This window comes from Mammaliicoccus sp. Q-M61, from assembly GCF_022386055.1.
In the GTDB taxonomy this organism is placed as follows: Bacteria; Bacillota; Bacilli; order Staphylococcales; family Staphylococcaceae; genus Mammaliicoccus; species Mammaliicoccus sciuri_A.
This window is the reverse complement of record NZ_JAJNJL010000003.1, coordinates 155,946-180,877: the sequence shown is the minus strand read 5'-3', so window position 1 is coordinate 180,877 and position 24,932 is coordinate 155,946. Positions and strand designations below refer to the sequence as shown.

The window sequence follows — 24,932 nt, the reverse complement described above, 5'->3', positions numbered from 1 at the left end:
GTGTGTGAAATAAATTGTATTTATATAGAAATGATTGAAGTGACTTTCGTCACTCCAATAAAGAATAGATTATACTAATTCAATAATTACTGATTCAGCACCGTCACCGCGACGTGGACCAACTTTCATGATACGAGTATATCCACCTTGACGCTCTTCATAGCGTGGCGCAACATCATTGAATAATTTTTGTAATGCAGTAATTGTTTTGTCATCTTCTAAGATTTTAACGTCACGAATCGTTTGAGCAGCTCTACGACGTGAAGCTAGATCACCTTTTTTACCTAAAGTAATTAAGTTATCAACAACTTTACGAAGTTCTTTAGCACGAGCTTCTGTAGTCTCGATACGTTCAGAAACGATAAGTTGAGTAGCTAAGTCACGTAACATTGCTTTACGTTGATCAGAAGTACGACCTAATTTTCTGTAACCCATGAATTAACCTCCTTTATTAGTCTTCTTTTCTTAAACCAAGACCAAGATCTTCTAATTTATATTTAACTTCTTCAAGAGACTTACGACCTAAGTTTCGAACTTTCATCATATCTGCCTCAGATTTGTCTGCTAATTCTTGTACAGAATTAATTCCTGCACGTTTTAGACAGTTATAAGAACGTACTGATAAGTCTAATTCTTCGATAGACATTTCAAGTACTTTTTCTTTTTGATCTTCTTCTTTTTCAATCATGATTTCAGCATTTTGTGCTTCATCTGTTAAATTAACAAAAATGTTTAAGTGTTCAGTCATGATTTTAGCACCTAAAGAAACAGCTTCTTGAGGAGATAATGAACCATCTGTCCACACATCGATTGTTAATTTATCATAATCACTACTTTGCCCTACACGTGTATTTTCAACTGTATAGTTCACACGATTTACTGGAGAATAAAGTGAGTCGATTGGAATGACACCAATTGGCAAATCACTTGTGTTATTTTGTTCAGCTAAAGCATATCCGCGACCTTTATTAGCAATTAAGCGCATCTTAAGGTGTCCACCTTTAGAAACTGTTGCAATTTTTAAATCTGGGTTTAAAATTTCAACATCACTGTCATGCATGATATCTTTCGCAGTAACTTCACCTTCATCTTTAATATCGATTTCAAGTGTTTTGTCTTCTTCAGAGTAGATTTTTATAGCTAATTTCTTGATGTTCATAATGATAGTAGTAACATCCTCAACTACATTTTCAACTGCTGAGAATTCGTGAAGTACACCTTCAATTTCGATATTTTTAACTGCCGCACCTGGTAATGAAGATAATAGGATACGACGTAAGGAGTTGCCTAGTGTTGTACCATAACCACGTTCTAGCGGTTCAACAACGAACTTACCGAATGTAGAATCATCACTAACTTCTATTGTTTCAATTCTAGGTTTTTCGATTTCAATCATTTAAATATATCCTCCTTATAAACGTCGATTAAACTTTATTAATTTCTATCCAGTGACTCTTGAACATTAGAACTAACAAAAATTATACACGACGACGTTTTGGTGGACGACATCCGTTATGTGGAACTGGTGTTACGTCTTTGATTGCTGTGATTTCTAATCCAGCTGATTGTAACGCACGGATCGCTGATTCACGACCTGGTCCAGGACCTTTAACTGTTACTTCTACAGTTTTCAAACCGTGTTCCATAGCAGCTTTTGAAGCTGTTTCTGAAGCCATTTGAGCTGCAAAAGGTGTTGATTTTTTAGAACCTTTAAATCCTAACGCACCTGCTGAAGACCATGATAATGCATTACCGAAATCATCAGTGATCGTTACGATTGTATTGTTGAATGTTGAACGGATGTGAGCTACACCACTTTCAATATTCTTTTTAACTCTACGTTTACGAGAAACTTGTTTACGTGCCATTTATATGTGCCTCCTTTACTTATTATTTTTTCTTGTTCGCTACTGTTTTAACTGGTCCTTTACGCGTACGCGCATTGTTCTTAGTGTTTTGACCACGAACTGGTAAACCACGACGGTGGCGAATTCCACGGTATGAAGCGATTTCCATTAAACGTTTAATGTTTAAGTTTTTCTCACGACGAAGGTCACCTTCAACTTTGTAACCATCTACAACTTCACGGATACGACCTAATTCGTCATCAGTTAAATCACGAACACGTGTGTCTTCAGATACGTTTGCTTCTTTAAGAATTTTTTGTGCTGTTGTTTTTCCGATACCATATACGTAAGTTAACGAGATTACTACGCGTTTCTCACGTGGTACGTCAATACCTGCAATACGAGCCATTTATTTACACCTCTCTTTTATTAGCCTTGTTTTTGTTTGTGTTTTGGATTTTCACAAATCACCATTACTTTACCTTTACGACGAATAACTTTACATTTTTCGCAAATTGGTTTTACTGATGGTCTTACTTTCATCTTTGTATACCTCCTTGTATTTGGAGTGACGATTATTTATAACGATAAGTGATTCTTCCGCGTGTTAGGTCATACGGAGACATTTCAACTGTTACTTTGTCGCCAGGTAGAATTCTAATATAGTTCATACGGATTTTACCACTAACGTGTGCTAAAATTTCATGTCCATTTTCTAATTCTACTTTAAACATAGCGTTTGGTAAAGTATCTAATACTGTACCTTCTAATTCGATTACATCTTGTTTAGCCATGATCATTTCCCCCTTTTTCTATTCATTCTAGTGAAATACAAAAGTATTTCATGTTTTAAAACCTGGTCCAAAATTAGAGACATACTTTAGGTGATTAAATCACATAGAATAAGCACAGGTTTATAAAATTGGGATGATTTAATACTTAAGATTTGCATTCGACAACACTTCAAATACTTATCGCTTCTTGTAATCACTCCGATTGTATTTCAAAAACCTAAATACTATCTTGATTCTTAAAATTGAACGCATTCACGCGTTCAAGAATCACCTAAAGTTAGGCGAATTCGGGGTGAAAGCGTCATTACTATAATGATTCAAGAATTTGAATAACATCTTCAGTAACATTATCAATTTGTCTAGAACCATCGATGTTTTTAAGGACACCTTGATTTTCATAGAAATCTAAAAGTGGTTTAGTTTGTTTAACATTGACACTTAAACGATTTGCTACTGTTTCAGGGTTATCGTCTTCACGTTGATATAATTTACCACCGTCAAGATCACAAACACCTTCAACTTTTGGTGGATTAAATACTAAATGATAAGTTGTTCCACATACTTCACAAATTCTTCTACCAGTTAAACGATTCATAAGTTCTTCTTCTGCAACTTCGATGTTGATAACAGCATCTACTTTACGATCTAAGTCACTTAAAATTTCATTTAATGCATCAGCTTGTTCAACTGTACGAGGAAAACCATCTAGTAAAAATCCTTTTTTCGCATCTTCTTCAGCTAGTCTTTCTCTAACGATACCTATAGTCACTTCATCTGGTACAAGTTCCCCGCGATCCATATAAGATTTAGCCTCTTTACCGAGGTCAGTCTCTTCTTTGATCGCTTTACGGAACATATCACCAGTTGAGATATGAGGAATAGGGTATTTCTTAACAATTTCACTCGCTTGAGTACCTTTACCTGCTCCAGGTAAACCCATTAAAATGATGTTCATAAAAACCCTCCTACTTGCTTATCGTCTTCTAAAGCCTCTATATTCACGTTGATTGAGTTGAGCTTCTAAAGTTTTCATTGTTTCAATTGCAACACCGATAACGATTAGTAAGCTAGTACCACCAACTTGTATTGCTTGAGGTAAATTCATTAACTTAATTGCTAAAATCGGAATAATAGCAATAAATGCTAAGAAAATTGATCCCACAAACGTTAAACGATAAAGCACTTTAGTGATGTATTTTTTAGTTTGATCTCCAGGTCTAATACCTGGTACATAACTACCTTGTTTTTGTAAGTTTTCAGCCATCTTATCAGGATTAACCTGAACAAATGCATAAAAGTATGCGAAAGCTATAATTAAAATAACATATACAATCATACCAATATTATGTGATGGATCAGCATAATTTGTAATTGTTTGCGCCCATTCTTGATCCGGGAAGAACAATGTTAATGTCTTCGGAAGCATGAAGAATGCCATCGCAAAGATTACAGGAATTACACCTGCTGAGTTAACTTTTAAAGGTAAGTATGTTGCGTTTGCAGATAATGAACCACCTGCACCTTGAGTTTGGCGTTTAGCATATTGAATAGGAATTTTACGAATTGCTTGTAGTACATAAACTGCACCAACAGTTAGTAAAATCATACCTACGAATAAACCAATCGCTTTTAACCAAGCCATAGTTGTATCATCTGCACCAACAAAACTTTGTTGGTAGAACTGAATTAATGAGTTTGGCATTGAAGATAAAATACCAGCGAAGATAATAATAGAAATACCATTACCTACACCAAATTGTGTTATCTGTTCACCTAACCACATTAAGAAAGCTGTTCCTGCAGTTAAAACAAGTGCTATTAACACATAATTTAACACTGAAGTATTTTGAATTAAATTACCACCAAGCATATTATTAAATGAATACGACATACCTAAGCCTTGAATAAAGGCTAATACAATTGTGAAGTAACGTGTAAATTGATTAATCTTTTTACGACCAACTTCACCTTGTTTAGACCATTCTGTAAACTTAGGTACAACATCCATTTGTAATAATTGCATTACGATTGAAGCAGTAATGTAAGGCATAATACCCATCGCTAAAATTGAGAAGTTCTGCAAGGCACCTCCACCGAATGTGTTAAACAAATCGGTAATACCTTGCGAACCTTTATTTTGATTAAAAGCATCTGGATTAACACCAGGAGCTGGAATGTAAGTTCCAACTTTAAATATAACGAGCATTGCTAGTGTGAATAATATCTTGTTACGAATATCTTTAGTCTTCAAAAAACTAATGATCGTTTCAAACATTAGATCACCTCATGCGTTCCGCCCTTACCTTCGATTGCTTCAATAGCTGAAGCTGAGAATTTATGAGCTTTTATTGTTAATTTCTTTTCTAATGAACCGTTTCCTAAAACTTTAACGCCAGATTTTTCAGATTTAACAACACCTGATTCTACTAATAACGCTGGTGTAACTTCAGTTCCTTCTTCGAAACGATTTAATTGATCAAGATTAACAATTGCATATTCTTTACGGTTGATGTTAGTGAATCCACGTTTTGGTAAACGACGGAATAATGGTAATTGACCACCTTCGAAACCTAAACGAACACCGCCACCTGAACGTGCTTTTTGACCTTTAGTACCACGACCACTTGTTTTACCGTTACCTGTAGCCATACCACGACCTACACGGTTACGTTCTTTACGAGCACCTTTAACTGGTTTCAACTCATGTAATTTCATTTTGGCACCTCCTTAATACTTTAGATGAATTTATTTTTCAGTAACTTTTACTAAGTGACTTACTTTGTTGATTTGCCCACGAATCGCAGGATTATCTTCAACTACTACAGTTGAGTTTGTTTTTTTAAGTCCTAGCGCTTGAACTGTCTTACGTTGAGTTTCAGGACGACCAATAACGCTACGAGTGAGGGTAATTTCTAATTTAGCCATAGTGTTTGTTCCCTCCTTAATTTAATAATTCTTCTACTGATTTACCGCGTAGACTAGCTACTTCTTCGGCATTTTTAAGTTCTTTAAGTCCTTCAATTGTAGCACGAACCATGTTGATTGGCGTGTTAGAACCTAATGATTTACTTAAGATATCAGTGATACCAGCTAGTTCTAATACGGCACGAACTGGTCCACCTGCAATAACACCTGTACCAGGTGCTGCTGGTTTAATTAAAACACGACCTGCACCAAAACGTCCAATAACTTGGTGAGGAGTTGTTCCTTCAACACGTGGAACTGTTACTAATTCTTTCTTAGCATCTTCTACTGCTTTTTTAATAGCTTCAGGTACCTCTTGAGCTTTACCAGTACCGAAACCTACGCGACCATTTTTATCTCCAACAACTACTAAAGCTGTAAAACGGAAACGACGACCACCTTTAACTACTTTAGCTACACGGTTAATCGTAACTACGCGCTCTTCAAATTCTTTAACTTCTTGTTCTTTACGACGCATGAGTGTCCCTCCTTTAAATTAAAATTGAAGTCCGTTTTCACGAGCTGCATCAGCTAATGCTTTGATACGTCCGTGGTATAAATATCCTCCACGATCAAATACTACAGCGTCAACGCCTTTTTCAGCGGCACGTTTTGCAACGATTTCGCCTACTTTAGCAGCTGCTTCTACATTACCTGATTGCTCTAAATTAAATTCTTTATCTACAGTTGATGCTTGAGCGATTGTTACACCGTTTAAGTCATCAATTACTTGAGCATAAATATGTTTGTTTGAACGATATACGTTTAAACGTGGCTTTTCGCTTGTACCAGCTAATTTAGCACGTACACGAGCATGTCTTTTCAAACGAACTTTATTTTTGTCGATTTTAGCGATCATGTTAGTGCTCCTTTCTTATCTTAATGATTACTTACCAGTTTTACCTTCTTTACGACGAACATATTCGCCTTCGTAACGAATACCTTTACCTTTATAAGGTTCTGGTGGACGGATTGAACGGATATAAGATGCAATTGCACCAACACGTTCTTTAGAAATACCTTCTACTTTAACTTTAGTGTTTTTCTCTACTGATAATGTGATTCCATCTTCAGCAACGATTTCTACAGGGTGAGAATAACCAACGTTTAAGATGATATTTTTACCTTGCATTTGGGCACGGTAACCAACACCAATAAGTTCTAAGTTTTTCTCGAAACCTTTAGATACACCTTCAATCATGTTAGCGATTAACGCACGAGTTGTACCATGGATTGTTTTATGTTCTTTAGAGTCAGATGGACGTACAACTTCTAAGCTGTTGTCCTCTTGTTTATATGTCATTTCTTCATTAAAAGTACTAGTTAATTCACCTTTAGATCCTTTAACTGTTACTGTGTTACCTTCGATAGTAACTGTAACGTCTGAAGGGATCTCAATAATTTTCTTACCAACACGGCTCATTATGTGGGCACCTCCTTATAATTTTATAATTACCAGATATAAGCTAATACTTCTCCACCGATTCCACGTTGTCTAGCATCTTTATCAGTTAAAACACCTTCAGATGTAGAAACAAGTGCAATACCTAAACCGTTAAGAACTTTTGGAAGTTCGTCAGCTTTAGCATATACACGTAAACCTGGTTTAGAAATACGTTTTAATCCTGTGATAACGCGCTCGTTGTTTTGACCATATTTAAGGAACATACGGATAACACCTTGCTTATCATCTTCGATATATTCTACGCTTTTTACGAATCCTTCTTTTTTAAGGATTTCTGCGATTTCTTTTTTAATGTTTGATGCAGGTAACTCTAATTTTTCGTGACGTACCATGTTTGCGTTACGCACGCGAGTTAACATATCTGCAATTGGATCTGACATTGTCATTTGTGTTTCCTCCTTTCATTCTTTTGAGTTTACCAGCTAGCTTTACGTACGCCAGGGATTTGGCCTTTGTATGCTAGTTCACGGAAACAAATACGGCAAAGTTTGAATTTACGATATACTGAGTGTGGACGTCCACAACGTTCACAACGAGTGTATTCACGAACTCCGAATTTTTGTTTACGTTGTTGTTTAGCGATCATTGATTTTTTAGCCACTTAATTAGCCTCCTTTATAATTAGAGATTACTTTTGAAATGGCATACCGAATTGTGTTAACAATTCACGAGCTTCCTCGTCAGTGTTAGCAGTTGTAACGATAACGATATCCATTCCTCGTACTTTACTTACTTTATCATAGTCGATTTCAGGGAAAATTAATTGTTCCTTAACACCTAAAGTGTAATTTCCACGACCGTCGAATGCTTTTTTAGAGATACCACGGAAGTCACGTACACGTGGTAATGAAACTGAGATTAATTTATCAAAGAATTCATACATTCTTTCTCCACGTAATGTAACTTTTGCACCGATTGGCATACCTTCACGAAGACGGAAAGTCGCAATAGATTTTTTAGCTTTAGTTACTAATGGTTTTTGACCAGTGATTGCTTGAAGTTCTTCAACTGCAGAGTCTAAAACTTTAGAGTTTTGAACTGCATCACCGATACCCATGTTTACAACTATTTTTTCGATTTTTGGTACTTCCATAACTGAACTATAGTTAAATTTCTTAACTAACTCAGCAGAAATTTCATTATTAAACTTTTCTTTTAAACGTGTCAAAGTGGATCCTCCTTTCACTTAATAATTATTCGTTTGATGATTTGATTTCTTCGCCAGATTTTTTAGCGATACGAACTTTTTTACCATCTACTACTTTGTATCCAACGCGAGTTGGTTCATTTGTCTTAGGATCAAGTAATTGAACGTTTGATACGTGGATAGTACCTTCTGTTTCTAAGATACCACCTTCTGGATTGAACTGAGTTGGTTTTTGGTGTTTTTTAATGATGTTAACACCTTCTACAACTACGCGTTCTTTCTTAGGTAATGCTTCTAAAACTTTACCAGTTTTACCTTTATCTTTACCTGAGATAACGATTACGTTGTCACCTTTACGTACGTGCATGTGTAGGCACCTCCTTAGGAATTTTGTTTTTTATCATTATAGATTAAAGTACCTCTGGCGCTAGAGAAACGATCTTCATGAAGTTACCTTCACGTAATTCACGCGCTACAGGACCGAATATACGTGTACCACGTGGACCTTTGTCATCACGGATGATTACACATGCATTTTCGTCAAATTTGATGTAAGAGCCATCTTCACGACGTACACCTGATTTAGTACGTACAACAACAGCTTTAACAACTTCACCTTTTTTAACAACGCCACCTGGTGTAGCATTTTTAACAGTAACGACGATTACATCACCAATGTTAGCTGTCTTACGACCAGATCCGCCTAAAACTTTAATTGTTAATACTTCACGAGCACCAGAGTTGTCTGCTACTTTTAAACGTGTTTCTTGTTGGATCATCTTTGTTTGACCTCCCTTATCTTTATACTTCTATTAAATAATTACTGATTCTTCAACGATTTCAACTAGACGGAAACGTTTAGTTGATGATAAAGGACGTGTTTCTGCAATCTTAACGATATCGCCCATTTTTGCTGAATTGTTTTCATCATGCGTTTTATATTTTTTTGAATATTTTACGCGTTTACCATATAATTTATGAGTTTTGTATGTTTCAACAACTACTGTAATAGTTTTATCCATTTTATCTGAAACTACTTTACCAACGTAAACTTTGCGGTCATTTCTTTCACTCACAGTAATGAACCTCCTCTACTTGATTATTTATTATCTGCTGCTTTCTCTTCTTCGATTTCTCTTTCGCGAACGATTGTTTTTAGACGTGCAATCGTCTTTTTAACTTTTCGAATGTTAGCAGTCTCTTCAAGTTGACCAGTTGCTAACTGAAAGCGTAAGTTGAATAATTGCTCTTTAGCTTCTTTGATTTCTTTTTCAATTTCAGTAGTGGTTAAATTTCTGATATCCTTAGCTTTCATTTGTGTCACCACCCAATTCTTCACGTTTTACAAACTTAGATTTAACTGGAAGTTTGTGTGCTGCAAGACGTAATGCTTCACGTGCAACTTCTTCTTGAACACCTGCAACTTCGAACAAGATACGTCCTGGTTTAACTACTGCTACCCATCCTTCAACTGCACCTTTACCTGAACCCATACGTACTTCTAAAGGTTTTTTAGTATATGGTGTATGTGGGAATATTTTGATCCATACTTTTCCGCCACGTTTCATGTAACGTGTCATTGCGATACGAGCTGATTCGATTTGACGAGAAGTAATCCAAGCTGCTGTTTGAGCTTGTAAACCGTACTCACCAAATGTTACTTCATTTCCGCCTTTTGAACGACCAGTTGTTTTTGGACGATGTTGACGACGGAATTTAACACGCTTTGGTAATAACATTATTATTTTCCTCCTTCACTAGACTTCTTTGTAGGAAGAACTTCTCCACGGTAGATCCATACTTTAACACCTAATTTACCGTAAGTAGTGTCGGCTTCTTCATGTGCGAAATCAATGTCTGCACGTAATGTATGAAGTGGAACAGTTCCTTCTGAATATTGTTCTGCACGAGCGATATCTGCGCCACCTAAACGACCAGATACTTGAGTTTTGATACCTTTAGCTCCCAATTTCATAGCACGTTGGATAGCTTGTTTTTGAGCACGACGGAAAGATACACGGTTTTCTAATTGACGAGCAATGTTATTTGCTACCAATGTTGCATCTAAATCAACTTTTTTGATTTCGATAACGTTGATGTGTACTTTTTTGTTAGTCAATGCGTTTAATTTGTTACGTAATTTTTCAATTTCTGAACCGCCTTTACCAATAACCATACCTGGTTTACCAGTGTGGATAGCGATATTGATACGGTTTGCTGCACGTTCAATTTCAACACTTGAAACTGAAGCTTCTTTTAATGCTTCTGCGATATATTTACGAACTTTTAAGTCTTCATGTAAAAGTGTTGCGAAGTCTTTACCTGCATACCACTTTGCTTCCCAGTCACGAATTACACCGACACGAAGTCCGATTGGATTAATTTTTTGACCCACTATATTCCCTCCTTAATGATTTAGTTAATTATGCTTCTTTAACTTCTTTAGCTTCTTTTTCGCCAACTACGATTGTAATGTGGCTAGTACGTTTGTTAATCGCACTTGCACGACCTTGTGCACGTGGACGGAAACGTTTCAATGTAGGTCCTTCATTAGCGTAAGCTTCTTTTACTACTAATGTGTCAGGATTTAAATCATAGTTATGTTCTGCATTTGCTAATGCTGACATTAATAATTTTTCAACAACAGGTGATGTTGCTTTGTTTGTTAATTTTAAGATGGCAATTGCTTCTGCCACTTCTTTACCTCTAATAAGATCTAAAACTAATCTCACTTTACGAGGTGCGATTCTTATTGTTCTAGCAACCGCTTTTGCTTCCATTGTGACTTCCTCCTCTTTTTAGAAATTAGCGTTTAGTCTTTTTGTCGTCTGCAGCATGACCTTTATAAGTACGTGTAGGTGCAAACTCTCCTAATTTATGTCCAACCATATCTTCAGTAATGAAAACTGGCACATGTTTACGACCATCATATACTGCTATTGTATGTCCGATGAAGTTAGGAAATACTGTTGAACGACGAGACCATGTTTTAATAACTGATTTTTTTTCACCTTCGTTTTGAGCTTCAACTTTTTTCATTAAATGATCATCAACGAAAGGTCCTTTTTTAAGACTACGAGCCATTATGGCGCCTCCCTTCTTATTTAATGCGCGCGGCATCTAAGCCGCACACGTAAATAAGGTATTATTATTTTTTCTTACGACCACGAACGATAAATTTAGATGAACGTTGGTTTTGTTTACGAGTTTTCTTACCAAGTGTTGGTTTGCCCCATGGAGACATTGGTGATTTAAGACCGATTGGTGTACGACCTTCACCACCACCGTGAGGGTGATCGTTAGGGTTCATTACAGAACCACGAACTGTAGGACGTTTACCCATCCATCTAGAACGACCAGCTTTACCAATTGTGATTAATTCGTGTTGTTCGTTACCAACTTGACCGATTGTTGCACGACAAGTAGATAAGATCATACGAACTTCACCTGATTTAAGACGAACTAGTACGTATTTACCTTCTTTACCAAGTACTTGTGCACTTGTACCAGCTGAACGGACTAATTGTCCACCTTTACCTGGTTTTAATTCGATATTGTGAATTGTAGTACCAACTGGGATATCAGTTAATGCTAATGCATTACCTACTTTGATATCTGCATCTGGACCATTGAATACTTCTTGTCCTACTTTTAATCCTTTAGGAGCAATGATATATCTTTTTTCACCATCTGCGTATACTAATAATGCGATATTAGCTGAACGGTTTGGATCATACTCGATAGTTGCTACTTTAGCAGGAATTCCATCTTTGTTACGTTTGAAATCAATTACACGGTATTGACGTTTATGACCGCCACCTCTGTGACGAACTGTCAATTTACCTTGGTTGTTACGTCCCGCTTTTCTCGGAAGCGGTTGTAATAAAGACTTTTCAGGAGTCGTTGATGTAATTTCAGCGAAATCTGAAGATGTCATATTACGACGACCATTTGTAATTGGCTTATACTTTTTAAGAGCCATTGTCGTTTTACCTCCTTAATGGTAATTGTTTTTAGTTAAATAGGTCTATTGAAGAACCTTCTTTTAGAGTTACGATTGCTTTACGACGTTTGTTAGTGAAACCATTGTAACGACCAACACGTTTAGCTTTTGCTTTAACGTTCATGATATTTACTGTATCAACTTTCACGTCGAAAATTTCTTCGATTGCGATTTTTACTTGTGTTTTGTTTGCACGTGTATCTACATCAAATGTGTATTTATCTAAAGCCATATCTGATGAAGATTTTTCTGTGATTACGGGGCGCTTAATAACATCTCTTGCTTCCATTATGCGAGCACCTCCTCTACTTTATCCACTGCTGCTTTAGTTATTACGACTTTACTAGAATCTAAGATATCTAATACGTTTAAGCTTTGAGCGTCGATAACTTTAACACCTGGAATGTTACGAGCTGATAATTCAACGTTGCTGTCTACAGTATCAACGATGAATAAAACTTTCTTAGAAAGTTCTAAGTTGCTCATTACATTTTTGAATTCTTTTGTTTTAGGTGCATCAAAGTTGAATGCTTCTAAAACTGTTAATTCGTTACCACTTACTTTTGAAGATAATGCAGAACGTAATGCTAAACGACGCATTTTCTTAGGCATTTTGTAAGAATAACTTCTTGGTGTAGGACCGAATACGATACCACCACCACGCCATTGTGGCGCACGGATTGTACCTTGACGAGCACGACCTGTACCTTTTTGTTTCCAAGGTTTACGTCCACCACCACGAACTGCTGAACGATTTTTAACTGCGTGAGTACCTTGGCGTAATGAAGCACGTTGTAAGTTGACTGCTTCGAATAATACGTGTTGGTTTGGTTCGATACCAAATACACTATCATTTAATTCGATAGAACCTGATTTTGATCCATCTACTTTTAATACATCAATATTAGCCATAATGTTGTTTCCTCCTTTCACCTAAATAATTATTTATTACCTTTTTTAATTGAAGTTGTAAGTTTTACTAAACCTTTTTTAGGACCCGGCACATTACCTTTAACTAAAATTACGTTATTTTCTGCATCAACTTTAACTACTTCTAAGTTTTGCATAGTAACTGTGTTTCCGCCCATACGGCCTGGTAATTCTTTACCTTTAAATACTTTAGAAGCATCTGAAGCCATACCCATTGAACCAGAGCCTCTGTGGTAACGAGAACCATGACTCATTGGTCCACGAGAGAAACCGTGGCGTTTAATAGAGCCTTGGAAACCTTTACCTTTTGAAACGCCTGTTGCATCAATAATGTCTCCTGCTTGGAAAGTATCTACAGTGACTTCTTGACCTACCTCGTATGCTGAAACATCAATGTTTCTGAATTCACGAGTGAAGCGCTTAGGTGCTGTACCTGCTTTTTTAGCATGGCCTTCAGCAGCTTTAGTAGCATATTTGTTAGATTTACGATCTTTTTTATATGCTTGTTTGTCTTCAAAACCGATTTGAACAGCGTTGTAGCCGTCTACTTCTTCAGTTTTAGTTTGTAATACTACGTTTTGACTAGCTTCTACTACAGTAACTGGTATTAATTCACCGTTTTCTGCGAATACTTGAGTCATTCCAATTTTTCTTCCTAAGATTCCTTTGGTCATCGAAAGTCGCACCTCCTGTTATTTTAATGAATTATAATTTGATTTCGATGTCTACACCTGATGGTAAGTTTAAGCCCATAAGAGCATCAACTGTTTTTGGTGTAGGGTTAAGAATGTCGATTAAACGTTTATGCGTACGTTGTTCGAATTGTTCACGTGAGTCTTTGTACTTATGAACGGCACGGATTACAGTATAAACTGATTTCTCAGTTGGTAATGGAATCGGACCAGACACTTGAGCTCCTGAACGTTTAGCTGTTTCAACAATTTTCTCTGCTGATTGATCGATCATGCGGTGATCATACGCTTTTAAACGGATACGAATTTTTTGTTTTGCCATAATTTTCCCTCCTTGTTCGTCTACTTTATAGTGATAGACTTCTCCACGAAAACTCTCTCACACACCGCCATGGCAAAGCGGCCGGGTGTGTCAGTAACCTCTCGCTTCATCGCTTCTTAAAGTCCAACATTAGATATGATACATGATTTATTTCTATTAATCAATAGATAACCATATATTTTTTCTAATTTCATCTAACACATACCCAAGTATTATAACGGATTATGCGTTCTTTTTCAATAGGTAAAATTTAAATAGATAATTTGTAATCAAAATGTTATAATATAACAAGCAATTTTAACTAGGTGGTGAAATCATGAAAAGAGGAATTAAATCAGTGTTGCTAGTTCTTTCTATTATATTAGTTGTATCTGAGTTATTATTAGCCATTCCATCTTTAGGTGGAGGAATTGTTCTATCAACTGGTTATAATGCTTTGGTACTTAATGGAACGTTATACTTTATTACGACACTTATCCTATTAATAGATAACCAGAATTCTGTTAAAGTAATATTTGTCATTCCATTAATCGGACTAATCGCTAGCTTTGTTGCAATCATTCCTATTATTGGCTGGTTATTACATATCGTAATGGTCGTTTTAATGATCATCTTCTTATTTACGATTATAATTGCCCCAGTATATATCCCATCTAAATATTACAAGACTACTTATAAAAGTTAATATATAAATAGAAAGCCACGAGACTTCATTAAATGAAATCTCGTGGCTTTTTTTATTATGCATGTACAAATACAAAGTAAGCGACAAAGACGAAGAATAAACCGTACATAATTGGGTGAATTTCTTTATGTCTTTTTGCTACGATCATTGTGATTGGATAGAAGATAAATCCACACGCAATACCTGTTGCAATTGAATATGTTAAAGGCATCATAATCATTGTTAAGAAAGCTGGTACTGCTATCTCAAATTTTTGCCAATCAATTTTACCTAAGTTACTAACCATCAATACACCTACTATAACAAGCGCTGGTGCTGTAACCGCACTTGTAACAACTGCCATTAATGGAGAGAATAATAATGCTGCTAAGAAACAAATACCTGTTACAACACTTGCGAACCCTGTACGTGCACCAACTGCAACACCTGCACTAGATTCTATATAACTTGTTGTAGTTGAAGTACCAAATATTGCACCTACAATTGTTGCTAATGAATCAGAGAATAATGCTTTACCTGCTCTAGGTAATTTATTATCTTTCATTAAACCAGCTTGGTTTGCAACCGCAACTAACGTTCCTGCAGTATCAAAGAAATCTATAAATAAGAAAGTTAAAACGACAATTAAGAATTGTACATTAAATATAGTAGATAAATCACCAAACGCTTCGAATGCTGCACCAAATGTTGGTGATACACTTGGTACCTTCCCTACTATACTATCTGGCATTGCAATTAAACCTGTAATTAATCCCGCAATAGCTGTTAAGACCATTCCGATGAAAATTGCTCCTGGTAATTTTTTAGCCATTAATATAATAGTAATGATAATACCAAATACTGCTAATAGTACTTCTGGGTTATGCATTGTTCCAAGAGTAACTAAAGTTGAATCTTCTTTTTTAACAATACCTGCTCCTTGTAGACCTACAAAGGTAATAAACAAACCTATACCGGCAGATACAGCCATCTTTAATTCAAATGGTATTGCATTGATAATAACCTCTCGTAAACCACTCATCGTTAATATCGCAAATATAACACCTGAGAATAGTACGCCCGTTAAACCAGTTTGCCATGGAATACCCATTGTAAGCACAACTGTAAACGCGAAAAATGCATTTAATCCCATACCTGGTGCTAAAGCTATCGGGTATTTCGCTATGATACCCATAAATAAACAACCAACTAATGCTGCTAACGCTGTAGCAACAAACACAGAACCTTGGTCCATTCTCATTGAATCAGGTACATTTTCAACACTTGCCAAACTTAACATTGATGGGTTAACGGCTAATATGTATGCCATAGATAAGAATGTCGTTAAACCACCAAGAATTTCTCTTTTATAATTTGTTCCCAATTCATCAAACTTAAAGTAACGTTTCATCATAAGACTCCTTTATTAATTTCAACACTGTACATTGTATTACTGGGAACATCAAAAATCAATACTTTTTACGAACATTTATATAATTAATTTTATTTATGTTCGTGTTATAGTTCGGTTTTCACACATTATAACCCCTGACAATACGCTTCTAGCCAACTCAATTGCTACTAATAGATTAAAAAAACTGAGACATCACACGATGCCCCAGTCTCTTTTCATATTAAATTAGAACTTCAATCCTTTTAAAGCGTCTTTAAACGGATTGTTTTCTACTTCTTCAGTTTGCATATATTTCTTCATTTCTTTTTTACCTATTTTGCCTGATTTTCTGTTTTTAAGTCTTTCGTCCATATGCTCTTGTGTTTCTGTATGACCACATACACATCTATATGTCGCTTTTTTACCTGTTCCATACAGTGTTAGTTTCTTCTTACAGTTTGGACATCTGGCATTCGTTTTTCTTTGTTGATTCTTCTTAGTCTTACATGTTGGATCTTGACAGACGAGCATTTGACCATTTTTCGTTTTAACTTTAAGCATAAATTTACCACAAGTCGGACACTCAGTCGTTGTGATATTATCATGCTTGAATTTATCATCACTTTCTTTAATATCCGCAATGATTTCTCTCGTGAAGTTTCTCATTTCATTCATGAATTTATTTTTAGAATAATTTCCTTTTTCGATTTGCGTTAACTTCATTTCCCAATCTGCCGTTAATTCTGGTGATGTTAGTTGTTCAGGCGCTAAGTTTAATAATTGTTTTCCTTTAGGCGTTATCTTAATTTTACCTTGCACCGCTTCTATTACATTAGAACTATATAACTTCTCGATGATATCCGCTCTTGTCGCAACTGTTCCGATACCACCTGTTTCATTTAAAGTTTGAGCCATTTTCTTATCTTTAAGTTTAAAGAAATGATGTGGTGATTCCATCGCTTTAAGTAAAGTTCCTTCATTGAAGTATGCAGGCGGTTCTGTATCTTTACTAACGACATTCACTTTTTGTATGTTCACATGCTGCTGTTCTTTAAAAGGCAAAGCTTTCACATGCGTCTTTTCTTCATATAGTTCTTTAAAGCCTAATTCAACTGCTACTTCTTGTGTCAGTTTAAAAATTTCCCCTTCACATGTTAATGTCACAGTTGTTTCTTCATATTGATATGGTGGTAATAATACTTCTAAAAATCTTTCTGCCACTAGCATATAAATTTTCTGTTCTCTAGGAGATAACTGATCAAAGTTAGGTCTCACTTCTGTTGGTACAATCGCATGGTGGTCTGATACTTTCTTATTATCAACAAAATGTTTACCCGCTCTAATTGGTTTTTTAAGCAATGGTACAGCATGTGATTTAAGTGGTGTAGCGCTTAATGATGATACTCGTTCTTTCAGAGAAGAAACCATATCATCTGTTAAATAGTTAGAATCTGTTCTTGGATAAGTCAATACTTTATGTTGTTCGTACAATGCTTGCATTGTATTCAACGTTTCTTTCGCACTCATTTTATATCGTTGATACGCTGTTTGTTGCAAACTTGTAAGATCGTATAACTTTTGAGGATACTTTGTTTTTTTCTTCTTCGAGATATTTTGGATAATACCCTTTTTATTTTGAACTTGTTGTTTAACTTGTTCTATTAAATCAGAATCAAATGTTTTATCTCCGCTCTTACTCAACCATTTAAATTTATAACCTTCTACTTCAATATTCATCTGATAATACTTTTCAGGTTTAAATGATTGAATTTCTTGTTGTCTCATTTGTACAAGATTTAAAGTTGGTGTTTGAACACGACCACATGATAATTGTGCGTCATATTTCGTTGTTAAAGCTCTAGTCGCATTTATACCGACAATCCAATCCGCTTCACTTCTACATAATGCTGCTTGATATAAATTGTTGTATGCTTCACCAGGTTTTAAATTTTGAAAGCCTGCTTTAATTGCTTTTTCAGTAACTGAACTGATCCATAGTCGCTTAATTTGCTTTTTAACTTTTGCTTTTTCAATAATTAACCTTGCAACAAGTTCACCTTCCCTACCAGCATCTGTCGCAATAATAATTGAATTTACATCGTCTCGTTTCATCAAATGTTGAACTGTATTAAATTGGCTTCTTGTTTTCTTAATTACAACATGTTTCATATAATCAGGAATTATTGGTAAGACATTTAAATTCCATTCTTTAAATTTCTTATCGTATTCTTCAGGCGTAGCATTCGTTACAAGATGTCCTAATGCCCAAGTAACGATATAATTTTTATTTTCAAAGTAACCTTTCTTCTGATCATGAATACCTAATGCTTTAGCGATGTCACGACCTACTGAAGGTTTTTCTGCAAGAACTAATGCTTTCATTTCTTTTCACCCATTCTTTTTTACATTCGTACTATTATAACATGAATAAAAAGTGTTCTAAAGGCATGAAAAACTTTTATAAATTTTCGATTAATCGTATAATGGAATAAAATAATCGTTGAATATTAAAGGAGTGACTATCATGCAAATACTGCCTCTTAAAGAAATCGATCCGATAGCTTCTTATTTACACGAAAAAAACAGGCAAGAAACAAACTACGTGACACATATACCTCAGTCAATAGAAGAGATTAAGAATGACTTAAGCCATAAATTTGATGAAACCACCTTCTACTATATAGAAGACAATGACACAATTACCGGGATATTAGGATTTGAGCGTGTAGATGATGAGACTGCAAATGTATGGGGACCAATCGTTAATAATACAAATGAAGAAACGTTAAACGCCTTAAAAGAAATATGGGAAACACTTTTAAATAATCATCCAAACATTAAATATTGCCACATTTCGCTACATAAAGATCACATTTTAAATAATAGTAAACTGAAAAGACTACATGCGGGATATGTAGAAACGCAATATACTTTAGAAATTCAACAACCACCTTTACCAATTGATAAGCAACACCAAATGACGCCATACAGCAAACCTTATTACTATGCCTTTAACAAATTACATTCCAATAGTTTCAAACATAGTGATATAAGTGCTGATGATATTATAGATTCACTAGATGACAATCATGCGCTTTATTTATATATAGCTGAAGGTCTTGTTAAAGGATACATCTATCTATCCATAGATATACCTGAGAAATTAGCCACAATTCCTAATTTAGCTTCTCACCATGATTACAGAAAACAAGGCATCGCGTTTCAAATGATTCATTTCGCGACGACAGAAGCATTTAATCATCAAGATGTCGAAACAGTTCGTATTTATGTAGATAGTAAAAAGCATGAACAAATACAATTATTATATGAAAAAGTCGGTTTCCACATCGTCAATGAAACACATCATTTTAAATATGTGAGACCATACGATGTATAATATTTAAACTAAGGCTCATGAATGCTTAATAAGCGCTCATGGGTCTTTTTTAATAGTAAAATTACATTGTGAGCTATATGTTTTACAATAAAAAAGTTTCGGGCGTATAATACTTGGGTAGTTTAAATAATACAAATAAATAGAGAAAGCGAGTCTTGTGTATGGAATACCTTATAGCGCTATTACCAGCATTGTTCTGGGGAAGCGTCGTATTAATCAATGTTAAAGTTGGTGGAGGTCCTTATAACCAAATTTTAGGTACAACAATCGGGGCTTTCATCATCGGTTTATGTCTATTCTTCTTTGGTGATGTGCACTTTACATTCACTACAATTATTATCGGTATGATTTCTGGTGCTTTCTGGGCACTTGGACAAGGATTTCAACTTAGAAGTGTAGACTTAATTGGCGTTTCAATAACGATGCCTATATCTACAGGCTTACAATTACTTGGAACAACATTATTCAGTGCTGCATTTTTAGGAGAATGGTCAACAGGTACGCAAGTTGCACTTGGCCTATCAGGTTTAGTGTTACTGATTATCGGTGTGATATTTACATCTGTTCAGAAAAAAGGTTCTGGAAATAGCGGAAATACTAAAAAGCTTGGTAAAGCTATTCCAATATTACTCATCTCTACTGTCGGTTATGTCGTATACGTTGTAATCGGCCAAGTATTCGGTGTTGAAGGTTGGGATGCATTATTTCCACAATCTATAGGTATGGTAATTGGGGGTATCATTTTATCATTCAAACATAAACCTACTGTTAAACATACGACACTCAACTTATTGCCAGGGATTGTATGGGCATTAGGTAATATGTTCCTATTCATTTCACAACCAAAAGTTGGTGTCGGAACGAGCTTTTCATTTTCACAAATGTTAGTAATCGTTTCTACTCTAGGTGGTATTTACCTATTAGGCGAACAAAAAACAAAACGCCAAATGACATTTATTTGGATAGGTATCGTGTTAATCATTATTGCAGCATTCATTATTGGTGCAGCTAAAGGGTAAACTCAATATATAAAAATAGGAGTGTTTAATATGTATGAAGATTTAAAAGATAAAGTTGTGATTGTCACTGGTGGTAACAGTGGTATTGGTAAAGCAACTGCTGAACGATTTGGTAAAGAAGGATCAAAAGTTGTTATTGGATATTTAGATCACGTTGAAGAAGCTGAAAAAATCGTTCAATCTATTAAAGATTCTGGTGCTGACGCGGTTGCTATTAAAGCAGACGTTTCAGTAGAAGCAGATATCAAGAACTTGATTCAACAAACACATGAAACATTTGGTCGTATAGATGTGTTAATCAATAATGCTGGTTTCGAAAAACCAATTCCATCTCATGAAATGAGTTTAGAAGAATGGTCTAAAGTTATCGATATCAACTTAACAGGTGCTTTTATTGGTAGTAGAGAAGTCATTAATTACTATTTAGAGCATGATATTAAAGGTCAAATCATCAATACTGCAAGTGTGCACGATGTTATTCCTTGGCCAAACTACGTCAATTACGCAGCAAGTAAAGGCGGCTTAAAATTGATGATGGAAACTTTATCTATGGAATACGGTAAAAATGGTATAAGAATTAATAATGTTTCTCCAGGGGCTATTGTTACAGAACATACTCGCGAAAAATTCTCTGACCCAGCAACACGCGAAGAAACATTAGAAATGATTCCACTACATGAAATTGGTGAAGCGGATCAAGTTGCAAATATTAATGCATTCCTAGCTTCAGAACAAGCAAGTTACATTCACGGTACAACAATATATGTTGATGGCGGAATGACAAACTACCCTGCTTTCATGGGCGGTAAAGGTTAATAGATTACAAAAAGCGTTTGGATGCGAAATCCAAACGCTTTTTTTGTTTTATTAAACAAAGAAAAATTGATATACATATAAAATGACGATTGATATGACAATACTTAAATTAGTAGCCATACCCACTATAGGTAAAGTCTTATATTTAAATGTAATGGCATAAGACAGTACTGAAACACCTATAGGTAATAACCAACCAATAAGTAACGTCGTTTTGATCATTGGGTCATCAACAGGTAAGAAGAAATGAACAATTAATCCCATTAATAAACCAAAGCCATAATGAAATGCTAAGTATTTAACAACAATCGGTAAGTATGCTTTTTCGATTTTAAAATTCAAGAATAAACCTAATAAGATCATGGATAATGGCATATTCGCATTTGCAATAATTTCAAAGAAATCTATCGCTTTGTCAGGTACTTTAATGCTCATTATATTTAAGATAAACATAATCATATATGTCATAAGTGGTACGGTCTTTAATAAATTTAAACCCATTCGTTTAAAGTCAAATTGATCGCCACCATCATTGAAGTAACTACCAACAAAATATGTTACACCGAACATAATGATAGCTGTACCAATGTCTAACATACCAAAGTATAATAAACCATTTTTAGGCCAAATTTGTGCGACTAATGGATATGCAAACAGTCCAATATTAACTGAAGCGGCCATCATGCCCACAGTACCTCTTATTTGATTATTATATTTTTTCTTGAATAACCATATGATTAGTAGCTTTGCTATAATGCCGTATAATAGCATTAATATAGGAAGCCATCCTAAAGATAAATCTAAATCAGATCCATTTAAATTTACAATCACTAATGAAGGCAAAGTAACATTTAGTACAAGTGTTGCAAGTACATTACCATCAGAAGCTTTAAAGAATTTAAGCTTCTTTAGAACGTATCCTAAAGCAATTAATAAAATAATCATTATAAATTTTTCTGTCACTTTATCACTTCTCTCATTAAACTCACATTTATCTATATTAACAACAGTTTAACTTCTATGCACACTTTTTGTTTGAAATATTAATAAATTATACTAAAATTAGTTTAGTTATATTTAATAATATCATCAAATCTTACATCAATCACTTTGGCTAAATCTGCTGGATCAAGTTCAATCTGATAGCCACGTTTACCTGCACTGACGATAAACGTAGATAATGATTCAGCATTGATATCTATTACGGTTTGATATGTTTTTTTCATACCAATTGGAGAACAACCACCTCTTACATAACCTGTAACTTTGGTGAGTTGATCAAGTGGTAAGAGTTCTAATTTTTTCTGACCAACAGCTTTACTAGCTTTTTTCATATCAAGATGTTCAACGACTGGAATAACAAAGATGAAATATTCACGATTCCCATTTGTTAATACAAGCGTCTTATACACTTGATGTTCTGGTTTCTGAATTAATTGCGCAACTTCATGACCATCTAAATGATCTTTTCCTATTTTAAATTCATGAGTATGATAAAATATATTATATTGATCTAAGATGCGCATCGCATTGGTTTTAACTTTTTTCAATTTATCACCTACTTCATAGCTATTTTATAAAAAGGAGTGTTTAAAATGGATTTAAACCAACAACTTTCTGAACTTAAATATGATTACATACGTATACAAAATGACCTAGAAAAGAGAGAATCTACTGGTCAAGCAACCGACTTACTTGAAAAACAACTTGTCAAAATCGAAGAAGAAATCAGTAAAGTTCGCGCTCAACTTGATCAAGATTAACGAAAGGAAATGACTATGTTAATTCTCATACTTTTATTATTTACCATTATTTATCTTATTATTAGTTACTTAAGTATATACCAACTACATACGATGCTTACGCAAGCTTTAAGATTTATAATGGGGCTTATGCTTATTGTCTTTTTAGGCAGTATTGTATTTAGTTTTGCAATGCAAACTTGGTGGATATTAGCTGTATTGGTTTGTCTCGTTATCAATGTTGAAATCACAGCATTTAAATATCGCATTAAAGACCAAAAAGCAATTCAACTACTCAATTATATGTCGATCTTTATATTAATCATATTTGTGATTTTATTATTTATAGTGTTTTAATACCCTAAAGCATATCTACAAAATCTCATTTATATGAAAAAGCTGAGAAAATTATTTCTCAGCTCTTTTTATTTATATAAGTGAGCTAGACCTTGTAACCTCTTAGCACCTTCCAATAGTTCGTCATCACTTAACGCTAATGAGATTCTGACATAATTTTGACCATTATCGCCGAATGGTACTCCTGGAGCAACTAATATAGAAACCTCTTGTAATAAGTATTCTACAAATGCTTCTCCATCATAATCTGGAGGTGTTTGTAACCAAAGGAATATACCACCTTTCATTGGTTCAAATGGTATACCTACTTCTCTTAATGACGCTTCAAATTGATCTCTTCTCGTCTTAAATATTTCATTTTGTTTAATAAGAAAATCATCGCATTCATTTAAAGCGACAGTACTCGCATCTTGTAATGCACCAAACATACCAGCATGTGTGTGCGTTTGATATTTCTTTAAAGCAGCAATCATTTCTTTGTTACCGACTGCAAAGCCTACTCTGTAACCAGACATGTTATACCCTTTCGATAAGGAAAATATCTCTACAGCTGTTTCTTTAGCACCTTCCGATTGGAGAATACTCGGATTCTTCTGATCAAATCCGAAAGCACTGTATGCAAAGTCATGTATGATATTTGTTTGTGTATCTTTAAATTTAGCAATCGTTTCATCAAAAAACTCTGTATTTGCAACAGATCCAGTTGGATTATTTGGATAAGTTAAATAAATTAATTTTGTCTTATCTAAGATTTCAGGTTCTATGTCATCCCACTGTGGTAAGTATTGATGTTCAGGCGTTAATTCTAAAGAATATGGTTTAGCACGAGCGAGTAGAACACCTGCTAAATAATCTGTATAGCCTGGATTCGGTAATAATACATAGTCATTAGGTTCTACAACACAAATCGGTAAACCGACCAAACCATTTTTTGTACCATATAAAATACAAACTTCCTCTTCTTTATCTAAATCCACATCATATTGCCTCTTATAAAAATCTACAATCGCTTGTTTAAACGTATCTTTACCATGAAAAGCACCATATTTCTGATTTTCTGGCTTTTGTACAGCTTTAATAAATTCATCTACGATAACTTTTGGCGTCTCACCATCAGGGATGCCAACCGCCATATTAATTAACGGTAACGGACCATGTTCAACCTTACGACCCATTGTCTTTCCAAAGTAACTGTCTGGTATTTCTGATAATAGTTTTGATATTGGCACAATAACGACTCCTCGAAATAAAATTCTTCAGACTATTTTTTGTATATGAATATATTCTATCAAAGTATGAAACACGAACAAGTATTTTCTTATTAAATTACTAAGAAATAAATCATAATAGGTATATGGAATGGTTACTCAGGTTGCTTTT

At 34.8% G+C, this 24,932-nt stretch carries 40 protein-coding genes; 6 read left to right on the top strand and 34 right to left on the bottom strand.

Annotated features, from left to right (window positions below; all coding sequences use genetic code 11):
• Window positions 1-69 precede the first annotated feature (69 nt).
• From rplQ to rpsJ, 29 genes are all read right to left on the bottom strand, one after another.
• Window positions 70-435: a 50S ribosomal protein L17 gene (gene rplQ / locus LQ677_RS06305; protein WP_037589012.1), complete on the bottom strand. Its 366-nt coding sequence runs from the start codon at window positions 433-435 to the stop codon at window positions 70-72.
• Between the two features lie 16 nt (window positions 436-451).
• A complete protein-coding gene (locus LQ677_RS06300; RefSeq protein WP_025906483.1) occupies window positions 452-1,396 on the bottom strand; it encodes a DNA-directed RNA polymerase subunit alpha in 945 nt (314 codons plus the stop codon).
• Window positions 1,397-1,478: 82 nt separating this feature from the next.
• Window positions 1,479-1,868: a 30S ribosomal protein S11 gene (gene rpsK, locus LQ677_RS06295; protein WP_025906484.1), complete on the bottom strand. Its 390-nt coding sequence runs from the start codon at window positions 1,866-1,868 to the stop codon at window positions 1,479-1,481.
• Window positions 1,869-1,890: 22 nt separating this feature from the next.
• Window positions 1,891-2,256, bottom strand: a complete 366-nt coding sequence (rpsM, locus tag LQ677_RS06290) for a 30S ribosomal protein S13 (RefSeq protein WP_037589013.1) — start codon at window positions 2,254-2,256, stop codon at window positions 1,891-1,893.
• Between the two features lie 20 nt (window positions 2,257-2,276).
• A complete protein-coding gene (gene rpmJ, locus LQ677_RS06285; protein ID WP_003156543.1) occupies window positions 2,277-2,390 on the bottom strand; it encodes a 50S ribosomal protein L36 in 114 nt (37 codons plus the stop codon).
• A 32-nt stretch (window positions 2,391-2,422) separates the two neighbouring features.
• Complete coding sequence (infA, locus tag LQ677_RS06280) at window positions 2,423-2,641, bottom strand: translation initiation factor IF-1 (protein ID WP_001118443.1); 219 nt, start codon at window positions 2,639-2,641, stop codon at window positions 2,423-2,425.
• Between the two features lie 307 nt (window positions 2,642-2,948).
• A complete protein-coding gene (locus LQ677_RS06275; RefSeq protein ID WP_025906780.1) occupies window positions 2,949-3,596 on the bottom strand; it encodes an adenylate kinase in 648 nt (215 codons plus the stop codon).
• A gap of 18 nt (window positions 3,597-3,614) precedes the next feature.
• Window positions 3,615-4,916 (bottom strand): preprotein translocase subunit SecY, encoded by a 1,302-nt coding sequence (gene secY / locus LQ677_RS06270; RefSeq protein ID WP_191836486.1) that lies wholly within the window; start codon window positions 4,914-4,916, stop codon window positions 3,615-3,617.
• The gene (gene rplO / locus LQ677_RS06265) at window positions 4,916-5,356 is read right to left on the bottom strand and encodes a 50S ribosomal protein L15 (protein ID WP_025906782.1); all 441 of its coding nucleotides are present in this window, start codon (window positions 5,354-5,356) and stop codon (window positions 4,916-4,918) included. The genes secY and rplO overlap by 1 nt, the downstream gene beginning before the upstream one ends.
• A gap of 30 nt (window positions 5,357-5,386) precedes the next feature.
• A complete protein-coding gene (rpmD, locus tag LQ677_RS06260) occupies window positions 5,387-5,566 on the bottom strand; it encodes a 50S ribosomal protein L30 (RefSeq protein WP_037589015.1) in 180 nt (59 codons plus the stop codon).
• A 16-nt stretch (window positions 5,567-5,582) separates the two neighbouring features.
• Window positions 5,583-6,083 (bottom strand): 30S ribosomal protein S5, encoded by a 501-nt coding sequence (gene rpsE, locus LQ677_RS06255; RefSeq protein WP_037589016.1) that lies wholly within the window; start codon window positions 6,081-6,083, stop codon window positions 5,583-5,585.
• 18 nt (window positions 6,084-6,101) lie between these two features.
• Entirely contained in the window at window positions 6,102-6,464 is a 363-nt protein-coding gene (gene rplR / locus LQ677_RS06250) for a 50S ribosomal protein L18 (RefSeq protein ID WP_037589017.1), read from the bottom strand.
• 27 nt (window positions 6,465-6,491) lie between these two features.
• A complete protein-coding gene (gene rplF / locus LQ677_RS06245) occupies window positions 6,492-7,028 on the bottom strand; it encodes a 50S ribosomal protein L6 (RefSeq protein WP_025906786.1) in 537 nt (178 codons plus the stop codon).
• Between the two features lie 29 nt (window positions 7,029-7,057).
• On the bottom strand, window positions 7,058-7,456 hold the full coding sequence (gene rpsH / locus LQ677_RS06240; RefSeq protein ID WP_025906787.1) for a 30S ribosomal protein S8: 399 nt from the start codon (window positions 7,454-7,456) through the stop codon (window positions 7,058-7,060).
• 29 nt (window positions 7,457-7,485) lie between these two features.
• Window positions 7,486-7,671 (bottom strand): type Z 30S ribosomal protein S14, encoded by a 186-nt coding sequence (locus LQ677_RS06235; protein WP_016998812.1) that lies wholly within the window; start codon window positions 7,669-7,671, stop codon window positions 7,486-7,488.
• Between the two features lie 27 nt (window positions 7,672-7,698).
• Window positions 7,699-8,238, bottom strand: a complete 540-nt coding sequence (rplE, locus tag LQ677_RS06230) for a 50S ribosomal protein L5 (RefSeq protein WP_025906788.1) — start codon at window positions 8,236-8,238, stop codon at window positions 7,699-7,701.
• 25 nt (window positions 8,239-8,263) lie between these two features.
• Window positions 8,264-8,584, bottom strand: a complete 321-nt coding sequence (rplX, locus tag LQ677_RS06225) for a 50S ribosomal protein L24 (protein ID WP_037589018.1) — start codon at window positions 8,582-8,584, stop codon at window positions 8,264-8,266.
• Window positions 8,585-8,627: 43 nt separating this feature from the next.
• Window positions 8,628-8,996: a 50S ribosomal protein L14 gene (rplN, locus tag LQ677_RS06220; protein ID WP_016911102.1), complete on the bottom strand. Its 369-nt coding sequence runs from the start codon at window positions 8,994-8,996 to the stop codon at window positions 8,628-8,630.
• Window positions 8,997-9,029: 33 nt separating this feature from the next.
• Window positions 9,030-9,293, bottom strand: coding sequence for a 30S ribosomal protein S17 (rpsQ, locus tag LQ677_RS06215; RefSeq protein ID WP_016911101.1), 264 nt, complete (start codon window positions 9,291-9,293; stop codon window positions 9,030-9,032).
• A gap of 23 nt (window positions 9,294-9,316) precedes the next feature.
• On the bottom strand, window positions 9,317-9,532 hold the full coding sequence (rpmC, locus tag LQ677_RS06210) for a 50S ribosomal protein L29 (RefSeq protein WP_016998808.1): 216 nt from the start codon (window positions 9,530-9,532) through the stop codon (window positions 9,317-9,319).
• Complete coding sequence (rplP, locus tag LQ677_RS06205; protein WP_016998807.1) at window positions 9,522-9,956, bottom strand: 50S ribosomal protein L16; 435 nt, start codon at window positions 9,954-9,956, stop codon at window positions 9,522-9,524. The genes rpmC and rplP overlap by 11 nt, the downstream gene beginning before the upstream one ends.
• 2 nt (window positions 9,957-9,958) lie before the next feature.
• On the bottom strand, window positions 9,959-10,612 hold the full coding sequence (rpsC, locus tag LQ677_RS06200; protein ID WP_025906790.1) for a 30S ribosomal protein S3: 654 nt from the start codon (window positions 10,610-10,612) through the stop codon (window positions 9,959-9,961).
• Window positions 10,613-10,640: 28 nt separating this feature from the next.
• Window positions 10,641-10,997, bottom strand: a complete 357-nt coding sequence (rplV, locus tag LQ677_RS06195; RefSeq protein WP_025906791.1) for a 50S ribosomal protein L22 — start codon at window positions 10,995-10,997, stop codon at window positions 10,641-10,643.
• 25 nt (window positions 10,998-11,022) lie between these two features.
• Entirely contained in the window at window positions 11,023-11,301 is a 279-nt protein-coding gene (rpsS, locus tag LQ677_RS06190; protein ID WP_025906792.1) for a 30S ribosomal protein S19, read from the bottom strand.
• 64 nt (window positions 11,302-11,365) lie between these two features.
• Window positions 11,366-12,199, bottom strand: a complete 834-nt coding sequence (gene rplB / locus LQ677_RS06185; RefSeq protein WP_025906793.1) for a 50S ribosomal protein L2 — start codon at window positions 12,197-12,199, stop codon at window positions 11,366-11,368.
• Between the two features lie 31 nt (window positions 12,200-12,230).
• A complete protein-coding gene (rplW, locus tag LQ677_RS06180; RefSeq protein ID WP_025906794.1) occupies window positions 12,231-12,509 on the bottom strand; it encodes a 50S ribosomal protein L23 in 279 nt (92 codons plus the stop codon).
• Window positions 12,509-13,132, bottom strand: a complete 624-nt coding sequence (gene rplD, locus LQ677_RS06175; RefSeq protein WP_025906795.1) for a 50S ribosomal protein L4 — start codon at window positions 13,130-13,132, stop codon at window positions 12,509-12,511. The genes rplW and rplD overlap by 1 nt, the downstream gene beginning before the upstream one ends.
• A gap of 29 nt (window positions 13,133-13,161) precedes the next feature.
• The gene (rplC, locus tag LQ677_RS06170) at window positions 13,162-13,824 is read right to left on the bottom strand and encodes a 50S ribosomal protein L3 (RefSeq protein ID WP_025906796.1); all 663 of its coding nucleotides are present in this window, start codon (window positions 13,822-13,824) and stop codon (window positions 13,162-13,164) included.
• Between the two features lie 31 nt (window positions 13,825-13,855).
• On the bottom strand, window positions 13,856-14,164 hold the full coding sequence (rpsJ, locus tag LQ677_RS06165) for a 30S ribosomal protein S10 (RefSeq protein WP_016998799.1): 309 nt from the start codon (window positions 14,162-14,164) through the stop codon (window positions 13,856-13,858).
• Window positions 14,165-14,480: 316 nt separating this feature from the next.
• Here rpsJ and LQ677_RS06160 point away from each other — a divergent pair, with 316 nt between their 5' ends.
• The gene (locus tag LQ677_RS06160) at window positions 14,481-14,849 is read left to right on the top strand and encodes a hypothetical protein (protein WP_239748172.1); all 369 of its coding nucleotides are present in this window, start codon (window positions 14,481-14,483) and stop codon (window positions 14,847-14,849) included.
• Window positions 14,850-14,904: 55 nt separating this feature from the next.
• Here LQ677_RS06160 and LQ677_RS06155 read toward each other — a convergent pair whose 3' ends face one another.
• Both LQ677_RS06155 and LQ677_RS06150 read right to left on the bottom strand, forming a co-directional pair.
• On the bottom strand, window positions 14,905-16,239 hold the full coding sequence (locus LQ677_RS06155; protein WP_025906798.1) for an NCS2 family permease: 1,335 nt from the start codon (window positions 16,237-16,239) through the stop codon (window positions 14,905-14,907).
• 228 nt (window positions 16,240-16,467) lie between these two features.
• Window positions 16,468-18,603: a DNA topoisomerase III gene (locus LQ677_RS06150; protein ID WP_126477769.1), complete on the bottom strand. Its 2,136-nt coding sequence runs from the start codon at window positions 18,601-18,603 to the stop codon at window positions 16,468-16,470.
• 142 nt (window positions 18,604-18,745) lie between these two features.
• On the opposite strand from LQ677_RS06150, the gene LQ677_RS06145 reads away from it, so the two are divergent.
• From LQ677_RS06145 to LQ677_RS06135, 3 genes are all read left to right on the top strand, one after another.
• Complete coding sequence (locus LQ677_RS06145; RefSeq protein WP_191836488.1) at window positions 18,746-19,618, top strand: GNAT family N-acetyltransferase; 873 nt, start codon at window positions 18,746-18,748, stop codon at window positions 19,616-19,618.
• A gap of 161 nt (window positions 19,619-19,779) precedes the next feature.
• Entirely contained in the window at window positions 19,780-20,637 is an 858-nt protein-coding gene (locus LQ677_RS06140; RefSeq protein WP_037589021.1) for a GRP family sugar transporter, read from the top strand.
• A 30-nt stretch (window positions 20,638-20,667) separates the two neighbouring features.
• Window positions 20,668-21,453, top strand: a complete 786-nt coding sequence (locus LQ677_RS06135) for a glucose 1-dehydrogenase (RefSeq protein ID WP_037589022.1) — start codon at window positions 20,668-20,670, stop codon at window positions 21,451-21,453.
• Between the two features lie 51 nt (window positions 21,454-21,504).
• On the opposite strand, the gene LQ677_RS06130 is transcribed toward LQ677_RS06135, so the two are convergent.
• Both LQ677_RS06130 and ybaK read right to left on the bottom strand, forming a co-directional pair.
• Entirely contained in the window at window positions 21,505-22,416 is a 912-nt protein-coding gene (locus tag LQ677_RS06130; protein ID WP_037589023.1) for an AEC family transporter, read from the bottom strand.
• Window positions 22,417-22,520: 104 nt separating this feature from the next.
• Window positions 22,521-23,003 (bottom strand): Cys-tRNA(Pro) deacylase, encoded by a 483-nt coding sequence (gene ybaK / locus LQ677_RS06125; RefSeq protein ID WP_185805840.1) that lies wholly within the window; start codon window positions 23,001-23,003, stop codon window positions 22,521-22,523.
• Between the two features lie 45 nt (window positions 23,004-23,048).
• On the opposite strand from ybaK, the gene LQ677_RS06120 reads away from it, so the two are divergent.
• Complete coding sequence (locus tag LQ677_RS06120) at window positions 23,049-23,216, top strand: SE1832 family protein (RefSeq protein WP_049320027.1); 168 nt, start codon at window positions 23,049-23,051, stop codon at window positions 23,214-23,216.
• Between the two features lie 9 nt (window positions 23,217-23,225).
• Window positions 23,226-23,552 carry a membrane stabilizing protein MspA gene (mspA, locus tag LQ677_RS06115; RefSeq protein ID WP_224658791.1) on the top strand — a complete coding sequence of 109 codons (327 nt, stop codon included), beginning with the start codon at window positions 23,226-23,228 and terminating at the stop codon, window positions 23,550-23,552.
• 68 nt (window positions 23,553-23,620) lie between these two features.
• Here mspA and LQ677_RS06110 read toward each other — a convergent pair whose 3' ends face one another.
• Window positions 23,621-24,781 (bottom strand): aminotransferase class I/II-fold pyridoxal phosphate-dependent enzyme, encoded by a 1,161-nt coding sequence (locus LQ677_RS06110; protein WP_191836489.1) that lies wholly within the window; start codon window positions 24,779-24,781, stop codon window positions 23,621-23,623.
• Window positions 24,782-24,932 lie beyond the last annotated feature (151 nt).